Genomic DNA, 22,138 nt, shown 5'->3' with positions numbered 1-22,138 from the left:
AAGAAAATTTATTAAGCAACTCAACCACGCAGCAGCGCGGTTGATATTCATATTTAAACCTGCCGCGCGCTATTCGAAGTGACTGTCTCATCCTGTGACGGATTGGTGATGAAACTTATGTTCAGAATTGAACTTATGGCGGACATTCAATCCGCGCCATGAACGTCATCTCATCGCGCCTTTAGAAACTGCGATCGAAATCGCGTCAAATAGAGATCATTTGATTGAGAAGCGCACGGCCTGAGCCGGCTGGCCCTTCATCGCCACCTGCGCCACGGCCTTGGTGCCAGCGGCCACAGCGAAATCGCTCTTGGCCTGCAGGGCGTCCTTGCCCGGCGTGAGCGTGAGCTCTTCCTTCTTGCTGCCCGAGAGCAGCGTCAGCTTGGCCGTCGCGCCCGTGAGGTCCACGGCCTTGCCGTGGTCGGTGACGTAGAGCAGGATTTCACCGGCGCGCGTGACCAGTTCGTAGTTGGTGTCCTTGACCACCGACACCACGCCGCCGTGCTGCGCCTTGGCCTCGTGCGGGTGCGCTGCGGCCTTGTCGTCGTGCCCGTGGCCCTTGTGTTCCTCGGCAGCCTGGGTCAGGCCGCACAGGCTGAGCGCGAGCGTGGCAGCAGCGATGAGGGAAGACGTTTTCATGATGCAGGTACCTCGTGTGAATGGGGGGTTGGAGAAAAGAAATCTGCCCTCGGCCATGCCGCCGTGCGAGGGCGATCACGGCACGGGTTCAGGCGGGGTGCTGGGCCGGCAGGAGCAGTGCGCCATTGACGCGTTCGCCTTGCTCCTGCGCTTCCTCTGCGTCCTCGTCGCGCCGGTGCGCGAAGCGGTAGAGCACCGGCAACACCAGCAGCGTCAGCGCGGTGGACGACAGGATGCCGCCGATGACCACGGTGGCGAGCGGGCGCTGGACCTCGGCACCGGTCCCCGTGGCGATGGCCATCGGCACGAAGCCCAGCGAGGCCACCATCGCGGTCATCAGCACCGGGCGCAGGCGCGTCAGCGCGCCTTCCCGGACCGCCTGGTCCAGCGTGGCGCCGCCCTCGCGCAGGTGGCGGACGAAGGAGATCATCACCAGGCCGTTCAGCACGGCCACGCCCGACAGGGCGATGAAGCCGACGGCCGCCGTGATCGACAGCGGGATGTCGCGCAGCCACAGCGCCAGGATGCCGCCGGTGAGCGCGAACGGGATGCCGGTGAAGACGACCAGGCCGTCCTTCAGGTTGCCGAACATCGCGAACAGCAGCACGAAGACCAGCAGCAGCGACACCGGCACCACGATCTGCAGGCGCTGCGTGGCCGACTGCAGGTTCTGGTACTGGCCACCCCAAGTGGTCCAGTAGCCGGTGGGCACCTTGACCTGCTGCGCCAGGGCCGCCTCGGCCTCGGTGACGAACGAGCCCAGGTCGCGCCCGCGCACGTTGGCGCTGACCACGACGCGGCGCTTGCCTTCCTCGCGGCTGACCTGATTGGGCCCGGGCGCCAGCGACAGCGTGGCCACCTCGGACAGCGGAATGAAGCTGACCCGGTTGCTGCTCCCACCGGCGGGCGTGACGCCAGTCACTGCTGGCACACCCGTAGACGCGGCTGCGGCAGCGGCCGGCAGCGCGATGGGCAAGCGCTGAATGGCCTCGATGTCGCTGCGCAGGCGCTCGGGCAAACGCACCACGATATCAAAGCGCCGGTCGCCCTCGAACAGCGTGCCTGCTTCCTGGCCGCCAATCGCGGTCGCAATGGTGCTTTGCACGTCAGCGACGTTCAAGCCATAGCGCGTGGTCTTCTCGCGGTCGATGTTGACCGTGAGCATGGGCAGACCGGTGGTCTGCTCGACGTTGACCTCGGCGGCGCCGTCGATGGACTTCAGGACACGCTCGATGTCGCGCGCTGTCTCATTGAGCACGTCCATGTCATCGCCGAAGACCTTCACGGCCACGTCGGCGCGCACCCCCGAGACCAGCTCGTTGAAGCGCAGCTGGATCGGCTGCGAGAACTCATAGGCGTTGCCGGGAAGCTTCGCCACTTCGGCCTGCACGGCCTCCACGACTTCCTGGCGCGTTCGCTTCGGCTCGGGCCATTCGCTCTCCGGGTTGAGCATCACGTAGGCGTCCGAGATGTTCGGCGGCATCGGGTCGGAGGCAACCTCGGCCGTGCCGGTGCGGGCGAAGACACGCTTGATCTCCGGGAACTTGGCCTTCAGCGTGCGTTCGAGCTGCTGCTGCATGGCGACCGACTGGGTCAGGCTGGTGCCGGGGATGCGCAGCGACTGTACGGCGAAGTCGCCCTCGTTCAGGCTGGGGATGAACTCGCTGCCCAGGCGCGTGGCGAGCAGGCCGGAGAGCACGACCGCGATCACCGCGATGGTGGCGACCACCGCCTTGGCGCCCAGGGCACGCTCGAGCAAGGGCTCATAGCCCTTTTTTGCCCAGAGCATGAGACGGTTCTCCTTCTCCGCCACCTTGTTACCGATGAACAGGGCCACCGCCGCCGGGATGAAGGTGATCGACAGGATCATCGCGCCCAGCAGCGCGATGACGACGGTCATGGCCATCGGGTGGAACATCTTCCCCTCCACGCCGGTCAGGGCGAAGATCGGCAGGTAGACGATCATGATGATCACCTGCCCGAACAGCAGCGGGCGGCGCGCTTCCTGTGACGCGGCGAAGACCTCGTCAAAGCGCTCCTTGAGCGTCAAAGGTCGCCCGTGATGAGCCTGCGTGTGTGCGAGTCGCCGCACGCAGTTCTCCACGATCACCACCGCGCCGTCCACGATGATCCCGAAGTCGAGCGCGCCCAGGCTCATCAGGTTCGCGCTCACTTTCTGGTTGACCATGCCGGTGAAGGTGAAGAGCATTGACAGCGGAATGACCAGCGCCGTGATGAGCGCCGCGCGCAGGTTGCCCAGGAACAGGAACAGCACCACGATCACCAGCACCGCGCCTTCGAGCAGGTTCTTCTTGACGGTGGCGATGGCCTTGTCGACCAGCACCGTCCGGTCGTAGACCGTGATCGCTTCGACCCCGGCAGGCAGCGTGCGGTTGATCTCCTCCATCCGCTTCGCCACGGCCTGCGAGACGACACGGCTGTTCTCGCCGATGAGCATGAACACCGTGCCCAGCACCACCTCGCGGCCGTTGTCGGTGGCCGCGCCGGTGCGCAACTCCTGCCCGATGCCCACGGTCGCGACGTCGCGCACGCGCACCGGCGTGCCGCCGCTGTTCGACAGGATCACGTTGCGCAGGTCTTCCATGCTGCGCACCTGGCCCGGTGCGCGGATCAGGTACTGCTCGCCGCGCCGCTCGATGTAGCCGGCGCCAACGTTGGCGTTGTTCAGCTCCAGCGCCTTCACCACGTCGGCCAAGGACAACCCGTAAGCCAACAGCTTCTCCGGGTCCGGTGCCACCTGGTACTGCTTCCCATAACCACCGATTGAGTTGATCTCGGTCACGCCGGGGACGTTGCGCAGCTGCGGCTTGATGATCCAGTCCTGGATCTCGCGCAGGTCGGTCGAGGTGTAGGGGGTGCCATCCGGCTTTTTCGCGCCGTCCTTGGCTTCAACCGTCCACAGGTAAATTTCCCCCAGGCCGGTGGAAATCGGCCCGGCCATGGGCTCGATGCCCACGGGCAGGCCGGCCTTGGCCGACTGCAGGCGCTCGTTGACCAGCTGCCGCGCGAAGTAGACGTCGGTGCCGTCCTTGAACACGACCGTCACCTGCGACAGGCCGTAGCGCGAGAGCGAGCGCGTCTGCAGCAGGCCGGGCAGGCCCGACATCACGGTCTCGATCGGGAAGGTTACGCGCTGCTCGGTCTCCAGCGGCGAATAGCCTGGTGCGGCAGTGTTGATCTGCACCTGCACGTTGGTGATGTCGGGCACGGCGTCGATGGGCAGCTTCTGGTAGCTGTAGACCCCCAGGGCGGCCATGGCCAGCACGGCCAGCATGACCAGCCAGCGCTGGTCGATGGCGAATCGGATGATGCGTTCGAACATGGTCGGTCGATGCCTCAGTGGGTGTGCGTCGCAGAGCCCTTGCCCTGCTGCGCCTTGACGACGAAGCTGCCCGCGGCAGCGTAGTTCGCGCCCGGCTTCAGCCCGCTCGTGACTTCGACACGCTTGCCGTCGGTGCGACCGAGCTGCACTGGCTGCGGCACGAAACCGCCTTCGACCTTCAGGAAGACGACCGGCTTCTCATCCAGCGTCTGGATGGCCGAGGACGCCACGGTCACGGGCGCATTCACCTCGTTGGCCACCACCTCCACGGTCACGAACAGGCCCGGACGCCAGGCGTCCTGCGGGTTGGGCAGGACGACTCGGGCACGTGCGGTGCGCGTCTGCTCGCCCAGCAGGGAACCGACATAGGACACCGTCCCGTTCGCCGTCGTGTCCGAAGCGCCCGCGCGCACCATCACCCGCTCACCCACGCGGACTTGCGACAGGTCGCGCGCCGGCACGTTGAGTTCGGCCCACACGTTGGACAGGTCGGAGATGGTGAAAACCGTGGTGTCCTCCCGCACGGCTTCGCCCAAAGCGACGTGTTTTTCGATGACGATGCCGTCGAAGGGCGCACGCAACTCCAGCCGGCCCAGGGACGAACTGCTGGTGGACGCGCCCAGGGTCAGGAGCTTCTGCGTGGCATTCGCCACGGAAATCTCCGCCTCGCGCAGTGTCTGCTGCGCTTGCAAGACGTCCTGCTCGGGCGAGATCTTTTGCTCCCAGAGGGTCTTCTCGCGCTCGTAAGTGGTCTTGGCGAGTTCACGCCGCCGCTGTGCGCCTTGGAGTTCAGCGCGTGTTTCCGACACCATGGCACTGGAGACGACCGCCAGCACCTGACCGCGCTTGACGCGTTGACCCAGGTTGGCGCTCACACTCTCCACGACACCGCCCACGCGCGGCACGATGTGGGCCGTGCGGTCCTCGTTGAACTTGATTTCACCGGGAAACTGCAGGGCGCTGCGAATGCTCGCCGGCCGGCTGGTCTCCAGGGAGATGCTGGCCGCCTGGATCTGCGCCTCGGTCATCTCGACCTTGCCTTCCTGCTGACTGAAGGTGAACAGGTGCGGTTCGGTGGGCGTCTGTACCGCCACCGTGGCCTCGAAGACGTGCGGCTCGGGCACGGCTTGGTCGCTGCTCAGGACGCCGCCCTTGGGCGTGAGCTTGATCTCCTGCGTGTCGCCGTTCGGGCGTGTGAGCGAGAGGACGACCTCATTGCCATCCAAGGAGGCCGGTTTGTCTTTGTTGTAGATCCAGGCCTTGAAGCGTGGGGTGCCTCCCTCCTCGGTCAGCAGCAACTCCAGGCCGAAGTCGCCTTCGGTAAAACGCTGTCCGCCGTTCGGGCCCTTGGGTGCTTCTTCCTCGTGGCCTGCCCCTTCTGCACCGTGTCCGTGGCCATCGTCCTTGCCTTCGGATTTACCAGTTTCGCTGCGCTCAGCCTGTACTTCGGCCCCATCGCCCGCCTTGGACGTGGACCCGCTGCGCAGGATGAAGGCGCCGGCAACGACGCCGAGCGCGATGAGGCAGGCAATGACGATGAGTTGCTTGCGGTTGGGTCGGCCGGAGGCCGTGGACCGTGGTTGCACCATGATGAGTCCTTCAGGGATTGGAGAGGGAAAGGCCGCTGGACAGGGCCGGATCGCCCAGCAGGCGGTCGATGTCGGTGACAGAACGGTGCGCTTCGGCCAGCGCGCGCAGGTACTGGGCGCGTGCCAGCAGCAGCGTGCGCTGGGCGTCCAGGACGTCGAGGAAGGCAAACTTGCCCAGCTCGAAGCCGGTGGTGGCCGCATTGAAGGCGGTCAGGGCACCGGGCAGGATATCTTTTTGCAGCGTGTCGACCTCGGCCAGCGCGTTGGCATAACGCTGGCGCGCCGTGGCGGCGTCCGAGCGCAGGCGCAGCGCCGTGGCGGCGGCCTGGTCCTCGGCCTGGTAGCGCCGGCTTACCGCCTGGGCGATGTTGCCGCGGTTGGTGTCGAAGATCGGCAGCGGAATGGAGATGCCGACGATGGCCTGGTTGCGCCCGAGCGTCTGGTCGCGCTGGCCGCCGGCGGTCACGGTGATGTCGGGGATGCGTCGCGCACGTTCGACATTGGCCAAGGCAGCGAAGCGCTGCACCTGCAATTGCGCCTCGCGGCTGGCCGGTGCGCCGGGCAAGCGGGCCTCGACGTCCTGGATGCTTGGCAAGCCAGGCATGGTCAACGCGTTGCCATCGAGCGTCTGGTCCAGCGCTGGGCGTCCAAGCAAGGCACCGAGTTGTTGGCGTTGGGTCTGGAGTTCGCCTTGGGCCTGAACCAGCTCCAGGCGAACGCCCGCCTCCGCCACCCGGGCGCGGGTCTCCTCCAGCGGCGAGACCTTGCCCGCGCGCACGCGGTTGCTCGCCGCCAGACTGCCACGCGCGGCCAGTTCGAGCGAACTCTGCGCGAGCTGGACCCGATCCTGCGTCGTCAGGGTGACGAAGAAGGCCGCCGTGACGCTGGCGCGCAACTCGACTTGGCGGGCTTCGAGCTGGACACGCGCCACATCGAGCGCACGTTCGGCGGCCTCGATGCGCGCGGCACGCTGGCCGCCGAGCTCGAACGGCTGGCTCAGCAGGACCGTGTTGGTGCGGCTGTCGCGCCGGGGGTCCTCGATCTGCGCGGTCAAGGTCGGATTGGGGAACACACCCGCCTGGATGCGCGCACCCTGGGCCGCATCGATCTCGCGCCGTGCGACCTGGATCTCAGGGTTGTTGTCGAGCGCGGTGCGAATCGCACCGGCGAGCGTGAGCGGTGGCAAGGCCACCGACCCTGGCGCCACCGGGGGAGCTAAGGGAGCGGACAGCGGGAGCGAACCACCAGACGGTGGCGCCATGGGCGCCGCGGTCCCCATGCCTTGGGGTTGGGCCAGCGCGTGGCTGCCCGCGAAGGCCGTCAACGCCAAGGCGAACGGCACGAAAAACCTGCACATCGAATTCTCCAGTCATAGGAACGAGACCAAGAAATCCGACGCGTTGTCTGTCAAACCATCATCTGCAAGGGTGTGGGGGTTGGAAGCAAACGCGCCGGCTCAGGCGGCGCGTGCCCATTTAGGGCGTTCGATGCTAGTCGCTCGACTGCCTTCGAGCTTCGCTATGACGAAAGCGACAAAGACGTGGCGTGCAGGCAGTTCCAACTGCAGCGTGACAGGAGACGCAAGCTGGCCCGCCACCCCATGGCAGTAGTGGCAGTCGCTGTGGTCTGACGCCAGGGAATTTTTGAAAGTCTCTTTTTCTGGCTCCGAGGACGTGTGCTGCGTCTCGGCCGATAAGCCTTGATGCACATGGGCATGGTGCCCGATGTGGAACGAAGTGGGATTGCTCTCGTGCGCGCAGTAAGGCGCCGCCGCCGCCCAGCTGAACTGGGCCGGCAGCAGAACCATCAAAACGATGAGCAACCAGCGGGTCATGGGATATGGGTGACGAAGGACTCAGGCAGCGGTGTGGGTGAAGCGGTGATCGCCCGAGGCCATTTCGCAAGGCACGCGTTCGACCTGCACCGTGGTGTGGTGCAACCCGAATTGTTCCTCAAGCAGGTCTCTCGCCGCAATCATCAGGGCTATCGGGTCGGCCGACGTGCTGACCAGGTGCACGGTCAGGCTGGCTTTGCCACTGGTCAGCGCCCACACATGCAGGTCGTGTTGCGAATCGACGCCTGGCAAAGCCGTCAGGGCCATGCGGATCTTGTCCAGGTCCACATCGGCGGGAACGCCTTCGAGCAGGATGTTCATGCTGTCGCGCAGCAGCACCCAGGTGCGCGGCAGCACCCACAGGCCGATGAGCACGGCAATGATCGAATCGACCCAGACCCAGCCGGTGAACCAGATGACTGCTGCCGCAGCAATGACACCGACGGAGCCCAGCATGTCGCTCCAGACCTCCAGGTAGGCACCCTTGACATTCAGGCTGGCGTCCTTGCCCGAGGACAGCAGGCGCATGCTGATGAGGTTGATGATCAGGCCGAGTACGGCAATGGCCAGCATCCCGCCGGATTGGACTTCGGCCGGCTGGCTCCAGCGGCGGTAGGCTTCGTAGAGGATGTAGGCGGCTACGGCGAAAAGCAGCAGCGCGTTGAAGGCAGCAGCCAGGATCTCGAAACGGTGATAGCCAAACGTGCGTTTGCCATCGGCCGCACGTTGACCGATGCGGATGGCCACCAGCGAGATGGCCAGCGCGGCGGAGTCTGTGAACATGTGCGCCGCGTCCGAAATCAGGGCCAGGCTCCCCGTCACGACGCCGCCGATCACTTCAGCGATCAGAAACGTGGTGGTCAGGCCCAGGGCCAGCCACAGCGATCGCGCATGGTTGGCGTCAGTCGGCTGAACCGCGTGAGAGTGTGAATGGCCAGAGGACATGGGTATGAGGTTGATGCGAAACAGACCGCGAGCCTAACAACCTCGCATGAACGCCGTTTGAAGCGTTATGCCTGGGTATGTCTTGCGTGACAGTGGACACGCAGGAGGCCGATGCTAAGCCTGAAGACCTGCGATTTCCCGACCGCAGGATTACATTTTTGTAATCTGCTGTCCTTGCTGTCGAGTGCAAGCAAAATCCCTGGGTTCATATGCCGTCGGCTTGAAACTCGGTCGGAGTTTTTGCTTTTCAAGCTTCAGGCGCCTGTGAACTCCAGGCAAAAACAGAACTTTTTTCAGTCAATTCAAAGCAACGTCATGAGTGCCAACGTCCCAAGTGATTCAGTCGGAGTGAAAATCTTCGTCGCTTCCTTGGTCTTTGGCTGCTGCTTTGCGTTGGTGGTTTATTTGTGCGGGCGGTGGCAGCAGCGCTCGGGCCGGGTGATTCCTCGCCGTCATTCGTATTCAGAGAAATTGACGACTCGGTTCAATCAGGTTCGAAAAAGAAAAAAATCAATTCACAGCTCAAGATGAAGGGAGAATCCTCATTGCGTGCTTGGTCTTTGGCTGCTGCTTCGGATTGATTGCTTATTTGGTCTGGCGCTGGCAGCGGCGCCCAGGCCGAATGAATCCGCGTCATCAATCGTGCTCGGAGAAATTAAAAAATCGGTTCAGTCAGGGACAAAAAAGAAAAAAGCCATCGAAAACTAAAGAAAAGCAAAAGCCACGGTGAAAGCCAGCCGCACCCTCAAACGTTGACCCTCCTGCCGTTCAAGTCAGCGCCATTAAGTAATGCCCATCCGTGAGTGATGCCACGCTGATCAAAAATCGAGCGACGGCTCCTAAGTGTTTATTGAAAACGGGAAGACTGGTGAAAGACAGCTTCAACGTCTCAGCACGTGAAGCACGTTGGACGCCACGGCTGATCTCCTGTCTTTTGCAAACACGACATCGCTCGGTTGTTGTCCCCGCGCTCACGCGCCTAACGTTGGACTAAAAAGCGACATCATTGGCGATCAGGCCCAGTCCAGCGACACAAACACAAGTCGATCGTTTTCGACCTGCAGGACCCTCTCATCCGATGTCTGAGGGTTTCAAGAATGGCACACGCAGGCTTCGCCATGAGCGGCAGAAACCAACTCGCCCAAGATGCCGCATCCGTCATCGGGGTGATTTTTCGAGCACTTGGCACGCAAAACCGTAAGCTGTTTTTGCAACGCCTTCAGGCTCGTGATGCGCGTGCGCACGCGCTCGATCTGTTGATCAACCAGTTCATCGACGTTGATGCATGCGCCACTCGGCAGCGTCGCGAGATCCAGCAAGCGCCGGATGTCGGCCATAGGGATGTCCAGTGCACGACAGTGCCTCACGAACGCGAGACTCTCCAGGTGCCGAGGCCCATAACTGCGGTAGCCATTGGGGAGACGGTCGGGCAAGTCAATCAGGCCCGCGCGTTCGTAAAACCGGATCGTCCCTACCTCCACGCCCGTGGCCTTGCTCAAGTCACCGATCTTCATGCCATGCCCTCCAATGCTTTGCGAACACTCATCTTAGTCGCATGACCTTCCAGCAGGTACAAGGTGCCCGATCACCGAAGAAGGCGACGCGCCAAGTGCTGCACCGGCATTTCGCGGCGCTTAACCTTGACCGATAGGCGACGGCAGCCATGGTCATCACACCGTGCGCCATCACTGGAAAGGTTGAGCGCGAGCCACCGTCATGCTCCACAACATCATGAAGCGCTCGACCCACTCGATGCACGACAAAGTCGATGTGTTGAATCAAGCGTCATGGCCGTTGGTGCCAACCTGAAGCCCGGGATATGACCCAGGACGCCGTGGCCCGGCCAAGCCCGGCGAACGCGTCGCACCCGATGTTCGGTGACCAGGAGCAAGCCACCGCACCTGTTCAAGCCCAGGGCATGAGGAAGTACAACCCCAAGGTTGCGTCGCAACGCCACATCGCTTGACTCTCTACCAACTTGATGGTTCTTAATCAGAAGTTGCATCAACTTTCCATCACTCTGGTCTGCCATGAAAAGACGACTCTTTGCCCTAACCCTGTTGTCCTCATTGCCAATCGCGGCAACGCATGTCGCAGCCCAAGAAACACCTGCCGAAAACCGCCAGTACTACACACTGCAAACCCGTCAGCCGACGCTCAATCCGAACCAGATCGAGGTCCTGGAGTTTTTTACCTACAGTTGCGAACATTGCAACGCTTTTGAATCGATCGTTGATCCGTGGCGAAAGAAGCTTCCGCGCGATGTGGTTTTCCGCCGCATTCCAGTTGCCTTCCGTGAAGATTTCGTTTTCCATCAAAAACTTTACTATGCAATTGAAGCCCTTGGCTTGGTCGAGCAGTTGCATCACAAGGTTTTTTCGGTCATTCACGGCGAGCGCAAACGCCTCAATACCGTTGAGCAAATCAGGGTATTTGCCGCAACCCAAGGCGTGGATCCAAATCAATTCATCCAGACCATGGAATCTTTTAGTGTGATGACCAAGGTGAAGCAGGCAAATGCACTCGTGAAAGGTTACGCCATTGAAGGTACCCCATCGATTGGGGTCAATGGCCGATGGCTGACTTCGGGATCGATGGCGGGATCACATTCTCGATCGCTCGATGTCGCCGAATACCTGATCGGTCTGGCGCGCAAAGGATAGTCGTGGACGACGAGGTTGGTGAAGTGGACCAGATGTCCAGCAACGAACAGGATCGAAAAATCCTGTGGATCGTGCTTTGGATCAATCTGGTCCAATGCGCGCTTGGCATCGGAGTCGGTGCGTGGGCCTCTTCAACGGCGTTGATTGGCGCGGCTTTGGACAACCTCGCTGATGCGTCGGTCTATGCCGCTGGCCTGTACGCGATCGGGCGCAGCGCACAGGCCAAGGTCACTGTTGCACGCTTGTCTGGTTATCTGCTCATTGGCTCGTCGTTGCTCCTGGCCGTCGAAGTGTTTCGACGCTTTCTGGGTTCAGAAGAACCCATCGGGCCAGCCATGATGCTTGTGGCCGGAATCAATTTTTCCGTCAACGTGTTTTGTCTTCGTCTTCTCAAACGCCACAAGGGTGAGGACGTCAATTTCAAAGCATCTTCCATTTTCACAAGCAATGATTCCGCCATCAATCTCGCCATCTTGGTCAGCGGACTGCTTGTGATTTGGCTGGGTTCGAACATCCCGGATCTGGTGCTGGGCATTGTGTCTGCGCTGATTGCCGCCAATGGAGGGCGCGAAATTCTTGAGCATGCCCGCAAGGCTGAAAATAAATCGTCTGAAGGTGATCTGAAAAAATAGCTGATTCCGTGATTGTCCAACTGTGCAGATATCAGCAAGCGCTACCGCATGAATGACACGTGTCATTGAAAAACAAGTTGCGTTCTGATCATCGCAACGTCTACCTGGCGCGCCGGATTCCTCAAATCAAAAGCAAAGCTTGAAGAAGATTTTTTCTCTACGTCGCTGCCAAGCGTGTTGATTAGATTCTTTTTCTCTGGGCTGTTACAGCAACTTCATGTCGGCCCAGATGCTCGATAAATTCGCAGCGCAAGCGCGCATTCCACCAAGCCTGTTCGCCTTGTGTGCGCTTGCAGGCTTGTTCCATGCTTTCTCAATGGCCTGGCCGGGGGAAGGCACTCCGGCGTGGTGGCTCCAGTTCGCTTCACTGGCTGCGTTGTGCGCCCTCGTTCGGCGCGCAACGTCTTGGCGCAGCGCGGCTGGGATGACTTGGTTGTTTGCCATCGCGTGGCTGGCAGGCTCTTTTTGGTGGCTGTTCATTTCCATGCATGAGCATGGCGGCTTGCCTGCGCCACTGGCAGGCTTGGGCGTCCTGGCTCTTGCCGGCCTTCTTGCCGTGTACTACGGGGTTGCCGGTGGTTTGTTCTTCGCAGGGGCCAGAGGGCATTCGGTCTGGGACAGTTTTCTCTTCGCAGCGCTGTGGTTGGGCGCAGAACTCGCGCGCGGTACCTTGCTCACAGGCTTTCCCTGGGCGGCAGCAGGTTACGCGCACACCGAAGGCCCGTTGAGCGGTCTGGCACCGTGGGTGGGTGTCTATGGCATCTCGGCGTTTGCTGCCTTGAGCGCGGGTCTTCTGTCCGCCTTGGTGCGAGCCATCGCTCACGTGCCGCAAAGCCACGGATTTGCCACCTTGGCATGCGCTGTCTTGCTGAGCGTTGTCGTCTGGAGTTCAAGCCACTGGCGCATCGAAGCTCAGCCGCATGGGCAACCGATGCGAATCGCACTCTTGCAAGGCAATATTGCTCAAGAACAAAAGTTCGATTTAGACACTGGCGTCGCAACAGCGCTTGACTGGTATGGACAAGCATTGCGCGAGACCACCGCTGACCTTCTGGTGACGGCGGAGACGGCAATACCGCTTTTGCCGCAGGACCTGCCCGATGAGTACCTGTCCGATCTGCAAATGTCTTTTTCTCAACCCAGCCGGGCGGCGCTGGTGGGAATGCCATTGGGAAGCATGGAAGGGCGTTATACAAATTCAGTCGTTGCCTTGGGTCCAGGGTCAAAAACCAAAGAATACCAGTACGACAAGCACCATTTGGTGCCTTTCGGTGAGTTCAGCCCGCACATGTTTGGCTGGCTTACACGCATGATGAACATTCCGCTGGGAGATTTTTCTCGCGGCCCGGTGACACAGAGTTCATTTGCGTGGCAAGGACAGCGTCTTGCACCAAACATCTGTTTCGAAGATCTGTTCAGCGAAGAGCTGGCAACACGATTTCTTGACGTCAGCGGTTCGCCAACCATCTTGGTCAATCTGAGCAACATTGCATGGTTTGGCAATACCGTAGCGATCGACCAGCACCTGCAAATCAGCCGCATGCGTGCCATGGAATTCCGCCGTCCAGTCGTGCGCGCTACAAACACCGGAGCGACCGCTGCCATCAATGCTTATGGTCAAGTCACAAACATGCTGACGCCGTACACCCGCGGTGTGTTGATTGCATATGTCCAAGGTGCGAGTGGCATCACGCCTTTTGTCTGGTGGAGTTCAAGATTTGGAATATGGCCATTGTGGCTGTTGGTGCTGATTGGATCATGCTTGACATTCTGGTTGCCAAGGCATTTGTCTGCTCCATTTTCCAATCAAGTTCGTCGGTCCCCCGATCATCCACCAACATCTTTGCGAGCCTGAATTCATGCTGAGTGTCAACGGGGAATTTTTGCGATATTGGCTCTACGATTGGGCAGGCGTGAACACGCAATTGATGCTTTGGATCAACTGGCGTACTCCACCGGGAGCGATTGATGTCGCCCGGGTGGTCAGTGCGCTGGGCAGTTACTGGGGAACGCCCTTGCTGATGCTGGCCATGTTTCAATGGCGCTTGCGCATTCAGACGGCCGCCTCTGCCGTTGCACCTTTTCGCTTGATGGTGGCCTTGAGCGCAGCCATGCTCACTGCGGCTTTGGCCAAAGTCACTTTCGGATTTCCACGGCCCATGGACGTACTCAACGACAAGCTAAGGTGGGTCGTTGGCACCCTCGACAGCTTAAATTCGTTTCCCAGCGGACACTCGGTCTATACAGGCGTTGCGCTGGCCGTCATTTGGCCGCTGGTGTCGTGGCCCTGGAAGCTCATTTTGCTGGGTTTTGGCCTGGCCCTCGGCTGGTCGCGCATCGCACTCGGCGCCCATTTCCCGGCCGACGTGGTCGCTGGGTTTTTACTGGGCGTGTTTTGCGTGCTGGTGACTGGTGGACCAGCGCGATGGCTGACAGCAAAATGGTCTGCTTGGCACACCACCCATGATGTGTCGATTTGAAGATCTGAGAGTTTGTCCTTAAACAAAAAAACGGCCAAGCACATCGAAAGCAGCGCAGGGTCCATCATGCGTCACCATCGTAAAAATGCCCAAGCTTGATGAACATTCATGCAAAACGCTGTGGTTAAGTCGTCAAAAAATTATGTCAATGTCTGGCAAACCGAGTTGCCAACTGCCTCAGTCCGTGGCGAGATGAAACATGCAGCTTAGATTGGCCAGTGTGGCTTTTGGCAGTCCCGGCGTTTCGGTCAAAAAAATTTGAAAACAACACGTCACCGCGTTGCATTTCACGGCAAAACGGTCATAAAAAACTGTCTTAACAGGTAAAACTACATGCCATCGAGCGATTCGAAAAAGCGTCCTCGAATATTGCTTGCACCCTGTGGTTTCAAGGAAAGCTTGAGCGTCGCTGAATTGATGACCAGCATGGCCAAGGGCGTGAGGAAGGCCGTGCCAGATGCTGAGATCCTGTGTGCACCAATGGCAGATGGCGGGGAAGGCTTTACTCAGACGCTGGTGGAACTGACAGGCGGCAGGCTGCAACCGGTGCAAGTGTCGGGTCCATTGGGTCAGCCGCTGGTGGCGCATCTGGGGTTGCTGGGCGGCCTGCATGAAGGAACGATAGCGATCGAGATCGCAGCGGCTGCAGGTCTGCGGCATGTGCCGATTGCCCAGAGAAATCCACTCAATACCACCAGCTACGGTGTTGGCGAACTAATTGCAAAAGCACTGGATCTGGGTGTGCAGCGGCTGCTGATCGGTTGCGGCGACAGCGGTGTCAACGAGGGTGGTGCTGGACTGGCCCAGGCGTTGGGCATCCGACTGTCGGATCACCAAGGGCAAGCGCTTGGTCACGGTTGCACGGCATTGGCTGGTCTTGCGCATGTCGATCTGTCCGGGCGCGACCCACGACTCAAAAACGTCCACATCGACGTGGCCGTGAACTGGGAAAATTTACTGTTGGGACCGTGTGGTGTTTCGCAAACTTTCGGGCCGCAAAAAGGCGCTTCACCCGACGATATTGAAAAATTGGAATCAGGCCTGGCAAATCTTGCCGCCGTGATTCTGCGCGATCTCAAGATTGACGTGCGTCCCATGCAAGGAGCCGGTGCTTCAGGAGGATTGGGTGCAGGTCTGCACGCTTTTCTGGATGCGCGCTTGTGTCCTCGGTTTGCAATACTCTCGCGTTTTTTTGATTTCGATGCGCTCCTCGACGACGCTGACCTTGTTTTGACTGCAGAGGGCAGCATGGACGGACTCAGCTCGTTCGGAAAACTGCCTGCGGAGATTGCGCGACGAGCAAAAAAAGCAGGCGTGCCGGTGGTTGCAATTGTCGGTTCGATCGGAGACGGCGCGGAAAAAATGCACGCCGTTGGAATAAATGCCTACTTCAGCATCATCGACCGACCATGCTCCATGAATGACGCGATGTCGCGGGCGTCACAACTGGTTGCGAACACCGTGGAACAAGTCGTTCGCTTGTCACTTCTCAAATGGCCATGAAAACGATTTCATTCGATCGAATGCGGAAATTTCCATGTGTCTCTGTGGAGATGGAAAAGTGACGCAAAGGCTTTGGCAACCTGACGCCCACAAGATTTTCTCCATCTTCAAATTCAAGCCTTTTTTGTCTGGATGTGCTGGCTGTGTGCTGCGATTTTTTGATTCTTTGTTCTTGTACAAAACGCTTGTTGTGACAACCAGAAAGCTGCTTGGGTCGTGAGCGCTGAGTTTGTTGGCGGTCAAGCGTCTGGATGCTCAATTTTTCCCAAAGCTGATTTTTTGCTTGGGGTGTCGCTTCAAAGGAGGTTCCACGGGTTGGCGCTGCGGTGCATGCGGATCTTGTGGGGCCGTCTGAGCGGTCGCGCGTCGCGACGGGTCTTGCCTTCTAGACGAGAATGTCTCTCGTTTACAAAATTCCCAAGATGAAACGATTGCTTCTTACCCTGTGGATCGGGTTGTGCGCCCTGACCCCCGCTCTTGCGCAAACCCCTTCCACCGAGGCCACTGCCGGCCCGCATCAACTCTGGCAGCTCCTGGACTATGTCGCGGTCGATTACGGGGGTGCGGTCGACAAAGGAGCGGTGATCAGCGAGTCGGAGTATGCAGAGATGCGCGACTTCACGGCCAATGCCGTGACCCAGGCCAACGCCTTGCCGGTCCATCCCGCCAAGGGCAACCTGATCGCCGCTGCGAGCAAGCTGCAGGAGGCCGTCGCGGTCAAGGCCGACAGTGCCGAGGTGGCGCGTTTGGCCCATGCCGCCGAGGCCTTGCTGGTTGCCGCCTATCCCATTCCCGTTGCGCCTCGCGCTCTGCCTGACCTGAAGCGTGGCGCTGCCATTTTTCAAGCGCAATGCATCGCGTGCCATGGCACGACGGGCGCTGGCGATGGCCCGCTCGCGGCCAGCCTCGACCCGCCGCCCATCGCCTTCACGGATCGCGATCGCGCACGCGCGCGCAGCCTCATGGCGCTCTACCAAGTGGTGACCCAGGGTGTGGAGGGCACTTCCATGCCCAGCTTCCCCACGCTGTCCGACGAAGATCGGTGGGCGGTGTCGTTCTTTGCTGGGACGCTCTCGCACGATGGCGCCATGCGCGATCGCGGAGAGCAGCTTTGGAAGAGCGATGCGGCGGCCCGCAAGGAATTTCCCGATCTGGCGGCGGTGACGACCGTGACCGAGGCAGCCGCAGCCAGCCGCATCGGTCCTGATGCGGCCCGCGACCTGACGGCGTACCTGCGCAGTCAGCCCGAAGTGGCCGCTGCAGCGGGCAACACCGGCGGTCTGGCGCTCTCGCGCACCCGCCTGCAAGAAAGCCTCACGGCCATTCGCAAGGGCGACAAACCAGGCGCGATCAAACTGGCGCTGTCGGCCTACCTCGATGGTTTTGAGCCGCTGGAGCCGTCCCTGGGCGCGCGCAACAAGGCGCTCCTGACGGGTGTGGAGGACGGCATGCTGGCCTACCGCTCGGCCATCAGCAATGGCACGCTCGCTCAGGCCGAAGACACCGCGCGCAAGCTCGACGACCTGTTTGCCGACGTGGAGCGAGAGCTTGCGGGCAATGCGGCCAGCCCGGTCACCACCTTCCTGGGTTCTCTGACGATCCTGCTGCGCGAAGGGTTGGAGGCCCTGCTGATCGTCGTGGGCATGGTCGCATTCTTGAAAAAGGCCCAGCGACCCGACATCCTGCGCTATGTCCATGGCGGCTGGGTGGTGGCACTCGTCGCCGGTGGCCTCACCTGGGCCGTGGCCACCTACGTGGTGAACGTCAGCGGCGCGAGCCGGGAAGTCACCGAAGGACTGTCCTCGCTCTTTGCGGCAATTGTGTTGCTGAGCGTGGGCCTGTGGATGCATCAGAAGAGCGCGGCCGGTCGCTGGCAGGCCTACCTGAAGGAAAAGCTGTCCTCGGCCCTGTCCAAGCGCTCGGCCTGGGCCTTGTTCGGTCTGTCGTTCATCGCGGTCTACCGCGAGATCTTCGAGACCGTCCTGTTTTATTCGGCCCTCTCGGCCGATGGCAACACCAACGCGCTGCTGGCGGGTCTGGGCCTGGGCATCGTGCTGCTGGCCAGCATTGCCTGGGTGCTGCTCAAGACCAGCGCCCGCATGCCCATTGGCAAGTTCTTCAGCATCAGTTCCGTGCTCGTGGCCGTGCTGGCGGTGGTTCTGGCGGGCAAGGGCATGGCTGGCCTGCAGGAAGCTGGCTGGATCGGCGCCACGCCCATCCTCGCACCCCGCATCGACCTGCTGGGCATGTACCCCTCAGCGGAAACCGTCCTGGCCCAGGTCGTTGTCTTGCTGATCGCCCTGTCGGGGTTTGCCATGAACGGCTATCGCGCACGCCAACTGCAAGCGGCCTGATCGTGTGGCCTCCCCGTCACCCGCTCAACGACCTGCCGTGTCGTTGAGCCAGGTGCCGGGAGTCCATCAAGGCGACGCCGGGGTGGCGCTCAGGCAGGCTCGGCCAAGCTGTTGAGGATGGCGCATTCGCGCGTCGTCCGGGCGCTGTCGCAGGCGCGTCGCCAGTCCATCAGTTCACGCTCCAAGGCACGCAACTCTTCGATGCGCGCGCGCACCTGTGCCAAGTGGGAATCCACCAGCGTGTTGACCTCTGCGCAGTCCTGATCGGGATGATCGCGGTAACTCAGCAACTGCCGGATTTCGTCGAGCGTCATGTCCTTGGCGCGGCAACGGCGGATGAAAAAAAGGCGCTGGAGGTGGCCGTCGTCATAGACCCTGAAGTTGCCTTCGGTGCGCGCGGGCGCAGGCAGCAGGCCTTCGGTCTCGTAGAAACGCACGGTCTGCACCGGGCAGTCGGTTCGTTTGGCCAATTCGCCGATCCGCATCTTGATTCCTTCCCAAAAGCCTTGACTCTACAGTGACTAGAGGTTGTGCAATCACCCCATGCAGGTACTCCCTGCTCCAGAAAAGCCATTCAATGAACACCGACCTTTCCTCTTCGTGCGGCTGCTCCCAAGGCAAGGGTGCGCCAAGTGGCTGCGCGCCCGCGCAGGACCAGCCAGAGACCACCATTTTCAAAGTGAGCAACATGGATTGCCGCAATGAAGAAGCCCTGGTGCGCCGCACGCTGGAGGGTCACCCAGGTGTGGAGCAGTTGGTTTTCGACCTTCCGCAACGCACGCTGAGCGTCTCGCACCGTGGCGTCTCGCCAGACACCCTGGCGCAGGTCCTGAACGCCGTGGGCATGCAGGCCCGAGCGATCGAGGACGCGGTCATCGCCACGACCTATCGGATCGAGAACATGGACTGCCCGAGCGAGGAAAAACTCATCCGCGCACGCCTGGGTGCCATCGAAGGAGTGGGGGAACTCCGATTCGATCTGCCCGGGCGGACCTTGTCGGTGCGGCACCTCTCGACCGTGCGGGCGCCGATGGAGGAAGCCTTGACATCGATCGGCATGCGTGCGGTTGCGCAGACCGCCATCGGCTCAGCGCCGACGCCTGCGGTGGCCGCCGTGGCCTCACCGGTTGCTGCTGTCGCTTTACCGGTCGCACCGCCACCTGCCGCACCCAAGGCCAGCGACGCTGCGGCCGGCACGCGCGTGACCTACCGCATCGACAACATGGATTGCCCGACCGAGGAGGCGCTGATCCGCAATCGGCTGGGCAAGGAGCCGGGCGTGATCGCCCTGGATTTCAACCTCATGCAACGGGTTCTGGGCGTGCAGCACGACCTGCCGTCCACCGCGCCCATCGAGCAAGCCTTGACGTCAATCGGCATGCAGGCCGTGCGCCAGGACCTCCAGGCCGTCACGACGGTGCTGCGCATTGCCAAGATGGACTGCCCGACTGAGGAAACGCTGATCCGAGGCAAGCTCCAGGGCATGCCGGGCGTCGAAGGTTTGGACTTCAACCTGATGCAGCGCACCCTCACGCTGCGGCATACGCCCACTGCCCTCGCGCCAGCGGTCGCGGCCATTGAGTCGGTGGGCATGGCCGCCGAGATCCAGGCGACGGATGAGCCGCGCGATGCCCAGGCGTCGGTCGAGAAGGCCAACTGGTGGCCCATGGCCGTCTCCGGCGTCACCGCCGTGATGGCCGAAGGCGTGTACTGGGTCAACGATGGCAATCACTGGGCCGTGATCGCACTGGCGTTGGTCTCGATCCTCACCGGAGGCCTGAGTACCTACAAAAAGGGCTGGATCGCGTTGAAGAACGTGAACCTGAACATGAACGCCCTGATGGCCATCGCGGTCACGGGCGCCATGGCGATCGGGCATTGGCCTGAAGCGGCAATGGTCATGTTCCTGTTCGCCCTGGCCGAGGTGATCGAGGCAAAGTCGCTCGACCGGGCGCGCAATGCCATTCGGGGACTGATGGACCTGACACCGGAGACCGCCACCGTGCGACAAGCCGACGGCACTTGGCAAGACGTGCCGGCCAAGCAAGTCTTCAAGGAGGCGGTGGTGCGGGTGCGTCCCGGCGAACGCATTCCGCTCGATGGGCAGATCACGGCCGGCAGCTCAGCCATCAACCAAGCGCCTATCACTGGTGAGAGTCTTCCGGTGGAGAAGGCCGAAGGCGACCCGGTGTTCGCCGGCACCATCAACCAGACCGGGTCGTTCGAATACCGCGTGACCGCGGCGGCTGACAATTCGACGCTCGCTCGCATCATCCATGCGGTGGAATCGGCGCAGGGCAGCCGCGCGCCCACGCAACGCTTCGTGGACCAGTTCGCCCGCGTCTACACCCCGGCCGTGTTCGCGGTAGCGCTGCTGATCGCGGTGGTCCCGCCGCTTGCCTTCGGCGGCGCATGGTTCGACTGGATCTACCGGGCGCTGGTCTTGCTGGTGATCGCCTGCCCTTGCGCGCTGGTCATCTCCACGCCAGTCACCATCGTGAGCGGTTTGGCGGCAGCGGCCAAGCGCGGCATCCTGATCAAGGGCGGTGTCTACCTCGAAGGCGGCCGCAAGTTGAAGGCGCTCGCGCTGGACAAGACCGGCACGCTCACGCACGGCAAGCCCGAACAGACCGATTTCGTGCCGGTGGGCGGCACCGATGCCCAGGCGGTCGCCGCCTGGGCTGCCAGCCTCGCTGCGCGCTCGGACCATCCGGTGTCGCAGGCCATTGCACGCAAGGCGCAACGCGACGGCATGGCCCTGCAGGAGGTTAGTGACTTCGAGGCGCTGCCAGGACGTGGCGTGCGCGGCCGTGTCGCGGGTCAGTCCCTGCAGATGGGCAATCATCGGCTCGCCCAGGAGCATGGGCTCAGTGATGCGGCGCTGGAAGCCCAACTGGAGTCGCTGGAGCGTCAGGGCAAGACCGCCGTGATGCTGATGAGCGATGCGGCGGTGCTGGGCATCTTTGCCGTGGCTGACACCGTCAAGGAAACCAGCCGCGAAGCCATTGCACAACTCCAGGCCCTGGGGGTGCGGACGTTGATGCTCACGGGAGACAACCAGCACACCGCCACTGCGATTGCCGGGCAGGTTGGAATCTCGGAGGCGCGAGGTAATCAATTGCCCGAAGACAAACTCAAGACCATTGAGAGCCTGCTTGGCAACGGTGCCCAGGTGGGCATGGTCGGCGACGGCATCAACGATTCACCCGCGCTTGCGCGCGCTGACATCGGCTTTGCCATGGGTGCGGCCGGCACCGACACGGCCATCGAGACGGCCGATGTTGCCCTCATGGACGACGACTTGCGCAAGATTCCCGCTTTCATCCGGCTGTCGCGCAGCACGGCGTCCATCCTCACGCAGAACATCGTGCTGGCGCTGGGCATCAAGGCCGTGTTCTTGGTGCTGACCTTCACCGGCCACGCCACCATGTGGATGGCCGTGTTTGCTGACATGGGTGCGAGCCTGCTCGTCGTCTTCAACGGACTGCGGCTTCTGCGTCCCAAGGTGGTCTGAGGCATCTGTCGATCCCTTGAGAGGGGTTAATTCCTCCGCAGGTTGGCAACCTCCATATTGCTAGCCCTGACGTGCGGGCCTCCACGTCCTGCCGTCGGGCGCGCACTTTTTCTAAAGGACACCTTGCCCTTGGCACTCATGAATCCGTCATCCCACCCGTTGCGGTGGTACGCGATCGCCGCACTGGCCCTGGTTGCCGATCAGGTGGCCAAAACCGCCATCGTTTGGACCACGCCACTGGGTTGGTCACACCCCGTGACGTCGTTTTTCAATCTGGTGCATGTGCTCAACCCCGGCGCGGCCTTCAGCTTCCTGGCGGGTGCAGGCGGATGGCAGCGGTGGTTTTTCCTCGCCATTGCCTTCGGCGTGTCGGCCGGGCTGATGTATGTACTGTCCCGACCACTCCCGAAGTTCGAAGGTCTTGCCTACAGCTTGATCCTGGGTGGAGCGCTCGGCAACGCCGTGGACCGGGCGTTTCGCGGACCGGTGGTGGACTACCTGGACTTCCACCTGCACGGCTGGCACTGGCCGGCGTTCAACATCGCCGACATGGCGATCGTGGGCGGTGTGATTGCCATGGTGCTCCAGACGTTCACCAGCGTCGAAAACCCCCGTGAGGTTACGAAACGCTGAGGCATCCGG

Annotated in this window: 17 protein-coding genes; 8 read left to right on the top strand and 9 right to left on the bottom strand. The window is 61.6% G+C overall.

Going from position 1 to position 22,138, the window contains the following annotated elements:
- Positions 1-216: 216 nt before the first annotated feature.
- The 7 genes from AC1MLT_RS22235 to AC1MLT_RS22205 all read right to left on the bottom strand — a co-directional run bounded on the left by AC1MLT_RS22235 (position 217) and on the right by AC1MLT_RS22205 (position 9,864).
- Positions 217-639, bottom strand: a complete 423-nt coding sequence (locus AC1MLT_RS22235; RefSeq protein WP_481036569.1) for a hypothetical protein — start codon at positions 637-639, stop codon at positions 217-219.
- Between the two features lie 88 nt (positions 640-727).
- Positions 728-3,982 (bottom strand): CusA/CzcA family heavy metal efflux RND transporter, encoded by a 3,255-nt coding sequence (locus AC1MLT_RS22230; RefSeq protein WP_481036568.1) that lies wholly within the window; start codon positions 3,980-3,982, stop codon positions 728-730.
- Between the two features lie 14 nt (positions 3,983-3,996).
- A complete protein-coding gene (locus AC1MLT_RS22225; protein ID WP_481036567.1) occupies positions 3,997-5,571 on the bottom strand; it encodes an efflux RND transporter periplasmic adaptor subunit in 1,575 nt (524 codons plus the stop codon).
- Between the two features lie 10 nt (positions 5,572-5,581).
- On the bottom strand, positions 5,582-6,763 hold the full coding sequence (locus AC1MLT_RS22220; RefSeq protein WP_481036565.1) for a TolC family protein: 1,182 nt from the start codon (positions 6,761-6,763) through the stop codon (positions 5,582-5,584).
- A 264-nt stretch (positions 6,764-7,027) separates the two neighbouring features.
- Complete coding sequence (locus AC1MLT_RS22215) at positions 7,028-7,405, bottom strand: cobalt-zinc-cadmium resistance protein (RefSeq protein ID WP_481036564.1); 378 nt, start codon at positions 7,403-7,405, stop codon at positions 7,028-7,030.
- A 21-nt stretch (positions 7,406-7,426) separates the two neighbouring features.
- Positions 7,427-8,350, bottom strand: coding sequence for a cation diffusion facilitator family transporter (locus AC1MLT_RS22210; RefSeq protein WP_481036562.1), 924 nt, complete (start codon positions 8,348-8,350; stop codon positions 7,427-7,429).
- 1,091 nt (positions 8,351-9,441) lie between these two features.
- Positions 9,442-9,864 carry a Cd(II)/Pb(II)-responsive transcriptional regulator gene (locus AC1MLT_RS22205; protein ID WP_481036561.1) on the bottom strand — a complete coding sequence of 141 codons (423 nt, stop codon included), beginning with the start codon at positions 9,862-9,864 and terminating at the stop codon, positions 9,442-9,444.
- A 516-nt stretch (positions 9,865-10,380) separates the two neighbouring features.
- Between AC1MLT_RS22205 and AC1MLT_RS22200 the strand changes: the two genes are divergently transcribed.
- The 5 genes from AC1MLT_RS22200 (at position 10,381) to AC1MLT_RS22180 (ending at position 15,628) form a co-directional block, all read left to right on the top strand.
- Positions 10,381-11,013: a thiol:disulfide interchange protein DsbA/DsbL gene (locus tag AC1MLT_RS22200; protein WP_481036560.1), complete on the top strand. Its 633-nt coding sequence runs from the start codon at positions 10,381-10,383 to the stop codon at positions 11,011-11,013.
- A gap of 32 nt (positions 11,014-11,045) precedes the next feature.
- On the top strand, positions 11,046-11,645 hold the full coding sequence (locus tag AC1MLT_RS22195) for a cation efflux transmembrane domain-containing protein (protein ID WP_481036957.1): 600 nt from the start codon (positions 11,046-11,048) through the stop codon (positions 11,643-11,645).
- A gap of 217 nt (positions 11,646-11,862) precedes the next feature.
- Entirely contained in the window at positions 11,863-13,500 is a 1,638-nt protein-coding gene (lnt, locus tag AC1MLT_RS22190; protein ID WP_481036559.1) for an apolipoprotein N-acyltransferase, read from the top strand.
- A gap of 4 nt (positions 13,501-13,504) precedes the next feature.
- A complete protein-coding gene (locus AC1MLT_RS22185; protein ID WP_481036557.1) occupies positions 13,505-14,125 on the top strand; it encodes a phosphatase PAP2 family protein in 621 nt (206 codons plus the stop codon).
- Between the two features lie 333 nt (positions 14,126-14,458).
- Positions 14,459-15,628: a glycerate kinase gene (locus AC1MLT_RS22180; protein ID WP_481036556.1), complete on the top strand. Its 1,170-nt coding sequence runs from the start codon at positions 14,459-14,461 to the stop codon at positions 15,626-15,628.
- Here the strand turns inward: AC1MLT_RS22180 and AC1MLT_RS22175 are convergent.
- The gene (locus AC1MLT_RS22175; protein WP_481036554.1) at positions 15,615-15,887 is read right to left on the bottom strand and encodes a hypothetical protein; all 273 of its coding nucleotides are present in this window, start codon (positions 15,885-15,887) and stop codon (positions 15,615-15,617) included. The two genes, AC1MLT_RS22180 and AC1MLT_RS22175, sit on opposite strands and share 14 nt — an antisense overlap.
- Before the next feature lie 163 nt (positions 15,888-16,050).
- Here AC1MLT_RS22175 and AC1MLT_RS22170 point away from each other — a divergent pair, with 163 nt between their 5' ends.
- Positions 16,051-17,982: an FTR1 family protein gene (locus tag AC1MLT_RS22170; RefSeq protein WP_481036552.1), complete on the top strand. Its 1,932-nt coding sequence runs from the start codon at positions 16,051-16,053 to the stop codon at positions 17,980-17,982.
- An 89-nt stretch (positions 17,983-18,071) separates the two neighbouring features.
- Here the strand turns inward: AC1MLT_RS22170 and cadR are convergent, their stop codons facing one another.
- The gene (cadR, locus tag AC1MLT_RS22165; RefSeq protein WP_481036551.1) at positions 18,072-18,467 is read right to left on the bottom strand and encodes a Cd(II)/Pb(II)-responsive transcriptional regulator; all 396 of its coding nucleotides are present in this window, start codon (positions 18,465-18,467) and stop codon (positions 18,072-18,074) included.
- Positions 18,468-18,559: 92 nt separating this feature from the next.
- Here cadR and AC1MLT_RS22160 point away from each other — a divergent pair, with 92 nt between their 5' ends.
- Positions 18,560-21,496, top strand: a complete 2,937-nt coding sequence (locus tag AC1MLT_RS22160; RefSeq protein WP_481036550.1) for a heavy metal translocating P-type ATPase — start codon at positions 18,560-18,562, stop codon at positions 21,494-21,496.
- A 138-nt stretch (positions 21,497-21,634) separates the two neighbouring features.
- Positions 21,635-22,129, top strand: a complete 495-nt coding sequence (lspA, locus tag AC1MLT_RS22155) for a signal peptidase II (protein ID WP_481036549.1) — start codon at positions 21,635-21,637, stop codon at positions 22,127-22,129.
- Positions 22,130-22,138 lie beyond the last annotated feature (9 nt).

The organism is Variovorax sp. PEI5 (assembly GCF_056679935.1).
The sequence above is the reverse complement of the archived record's forward strand: the minus strand, read 5'-3'. Positions and strand labels throughout refer to the sequence as shown.

Coding starts and splice junctions, on each gene's coding strand:
- AC1MLT_RS22230 (WP_481036568.1), bottom strand. CDS start 3,982: ATGTTCGAACGCATCATCCGATTCGCCATCGACCAGCGCTGGCTGGTC.
- AC1MLT_RS22170 (WP_481036552.1), top strand. CDS start 16,051: ATGAAACGATTGCTTCTTACCCTGTGGATCGGGTTGTGCGCCCTGACC.
- AC1MLT_RS22235 (WP_481036569.1), bottom strand. CDS start 639: ATGAAAACGTCTTCCCTCATCGCTGCTGCCACGCTCGCGCTCAGCCTG.
- lnt (WP_481036559.1), top strand. CDS start 11,863: ATGTCGGCCCAGATGCTCGATAAATTCGCAGCGCAAGCGCGCATTCCA.
- AC1MLT_RS22205 (WP_481036561.1), bottom strand. CDS start 9,864: ATGAAGATCGGTGACTTGAGCAAGGCCACGGGCGTGGAGGTAGGGACG.
- cadR (WP_481036551.1), bottom strand. CDS start 18,467: ATGCGGATCGGCGAATTGGCCAAACGAACCGACTGCCCGGTGCAGACC.
- AC1MLT_RS22195 (WP_481036957.1), top strand. CDS start 11,046: ATGTCCAGCAACGAACAGGATCGAAAAATCCTGTGGATCGTGCTTTGG.
- AC1MLT_RS22180 (WP_481036556.1), top strand. CDS start 14,459: ATGCCATCGAGCGATTCGAAAAAGCGTCCTCGAATATTGCTTGCACCC.
- AC1MLT_RS22200 (WP_481036560.1), top strand. CDS start 10,381: ATGAAAAGACGACTCTTTGCCCTAACCCTGTTGTCCTCATTGCCAATC.
- AC1MLT_RS22210 (WP_481036562.1), bottom strand. CDS start 8,350: ATGTCCTCTGGCCATTCACACTCTCACGCGGTTCAGCCGACTGACGCC.
- AC1MLT_RS22225 (WP_481036567.1), bottom strand. CDS start 5,571: ATGGTGCAACCACGGTCCACGGCCTCCGGCCGACCCAACCGCAAGCAA.
- lspA (WP_481036549.1), top strand. CDS start 21,635: ATGAATCCGTCATCCCACCCGTTGCGGTGGTACGCGATCGCCGCACTG.
- AC1MLT_RS22215 (WP_481036564.1), bottom strand. CDS start 7,405: ATGACCCGCTGGTTGCTCATCGTTTTGATGGTTCTGCTGCCGGCCCAG.
- AC1MLT_RS22160 (WP_481036550.1), top strand. CDS start 18,560: ATGAACACCGACCTTTCCTCTTCGTGCGGCTGCTCCCAAGGCAAGGGT.
- AC1MLT_RS22185 (WP_481036557.1), top strand. CDS start 13,505: ATGCTGAGTGTCAACGGGGAATTTTTGCGATATTGGCTCTACGATTGG.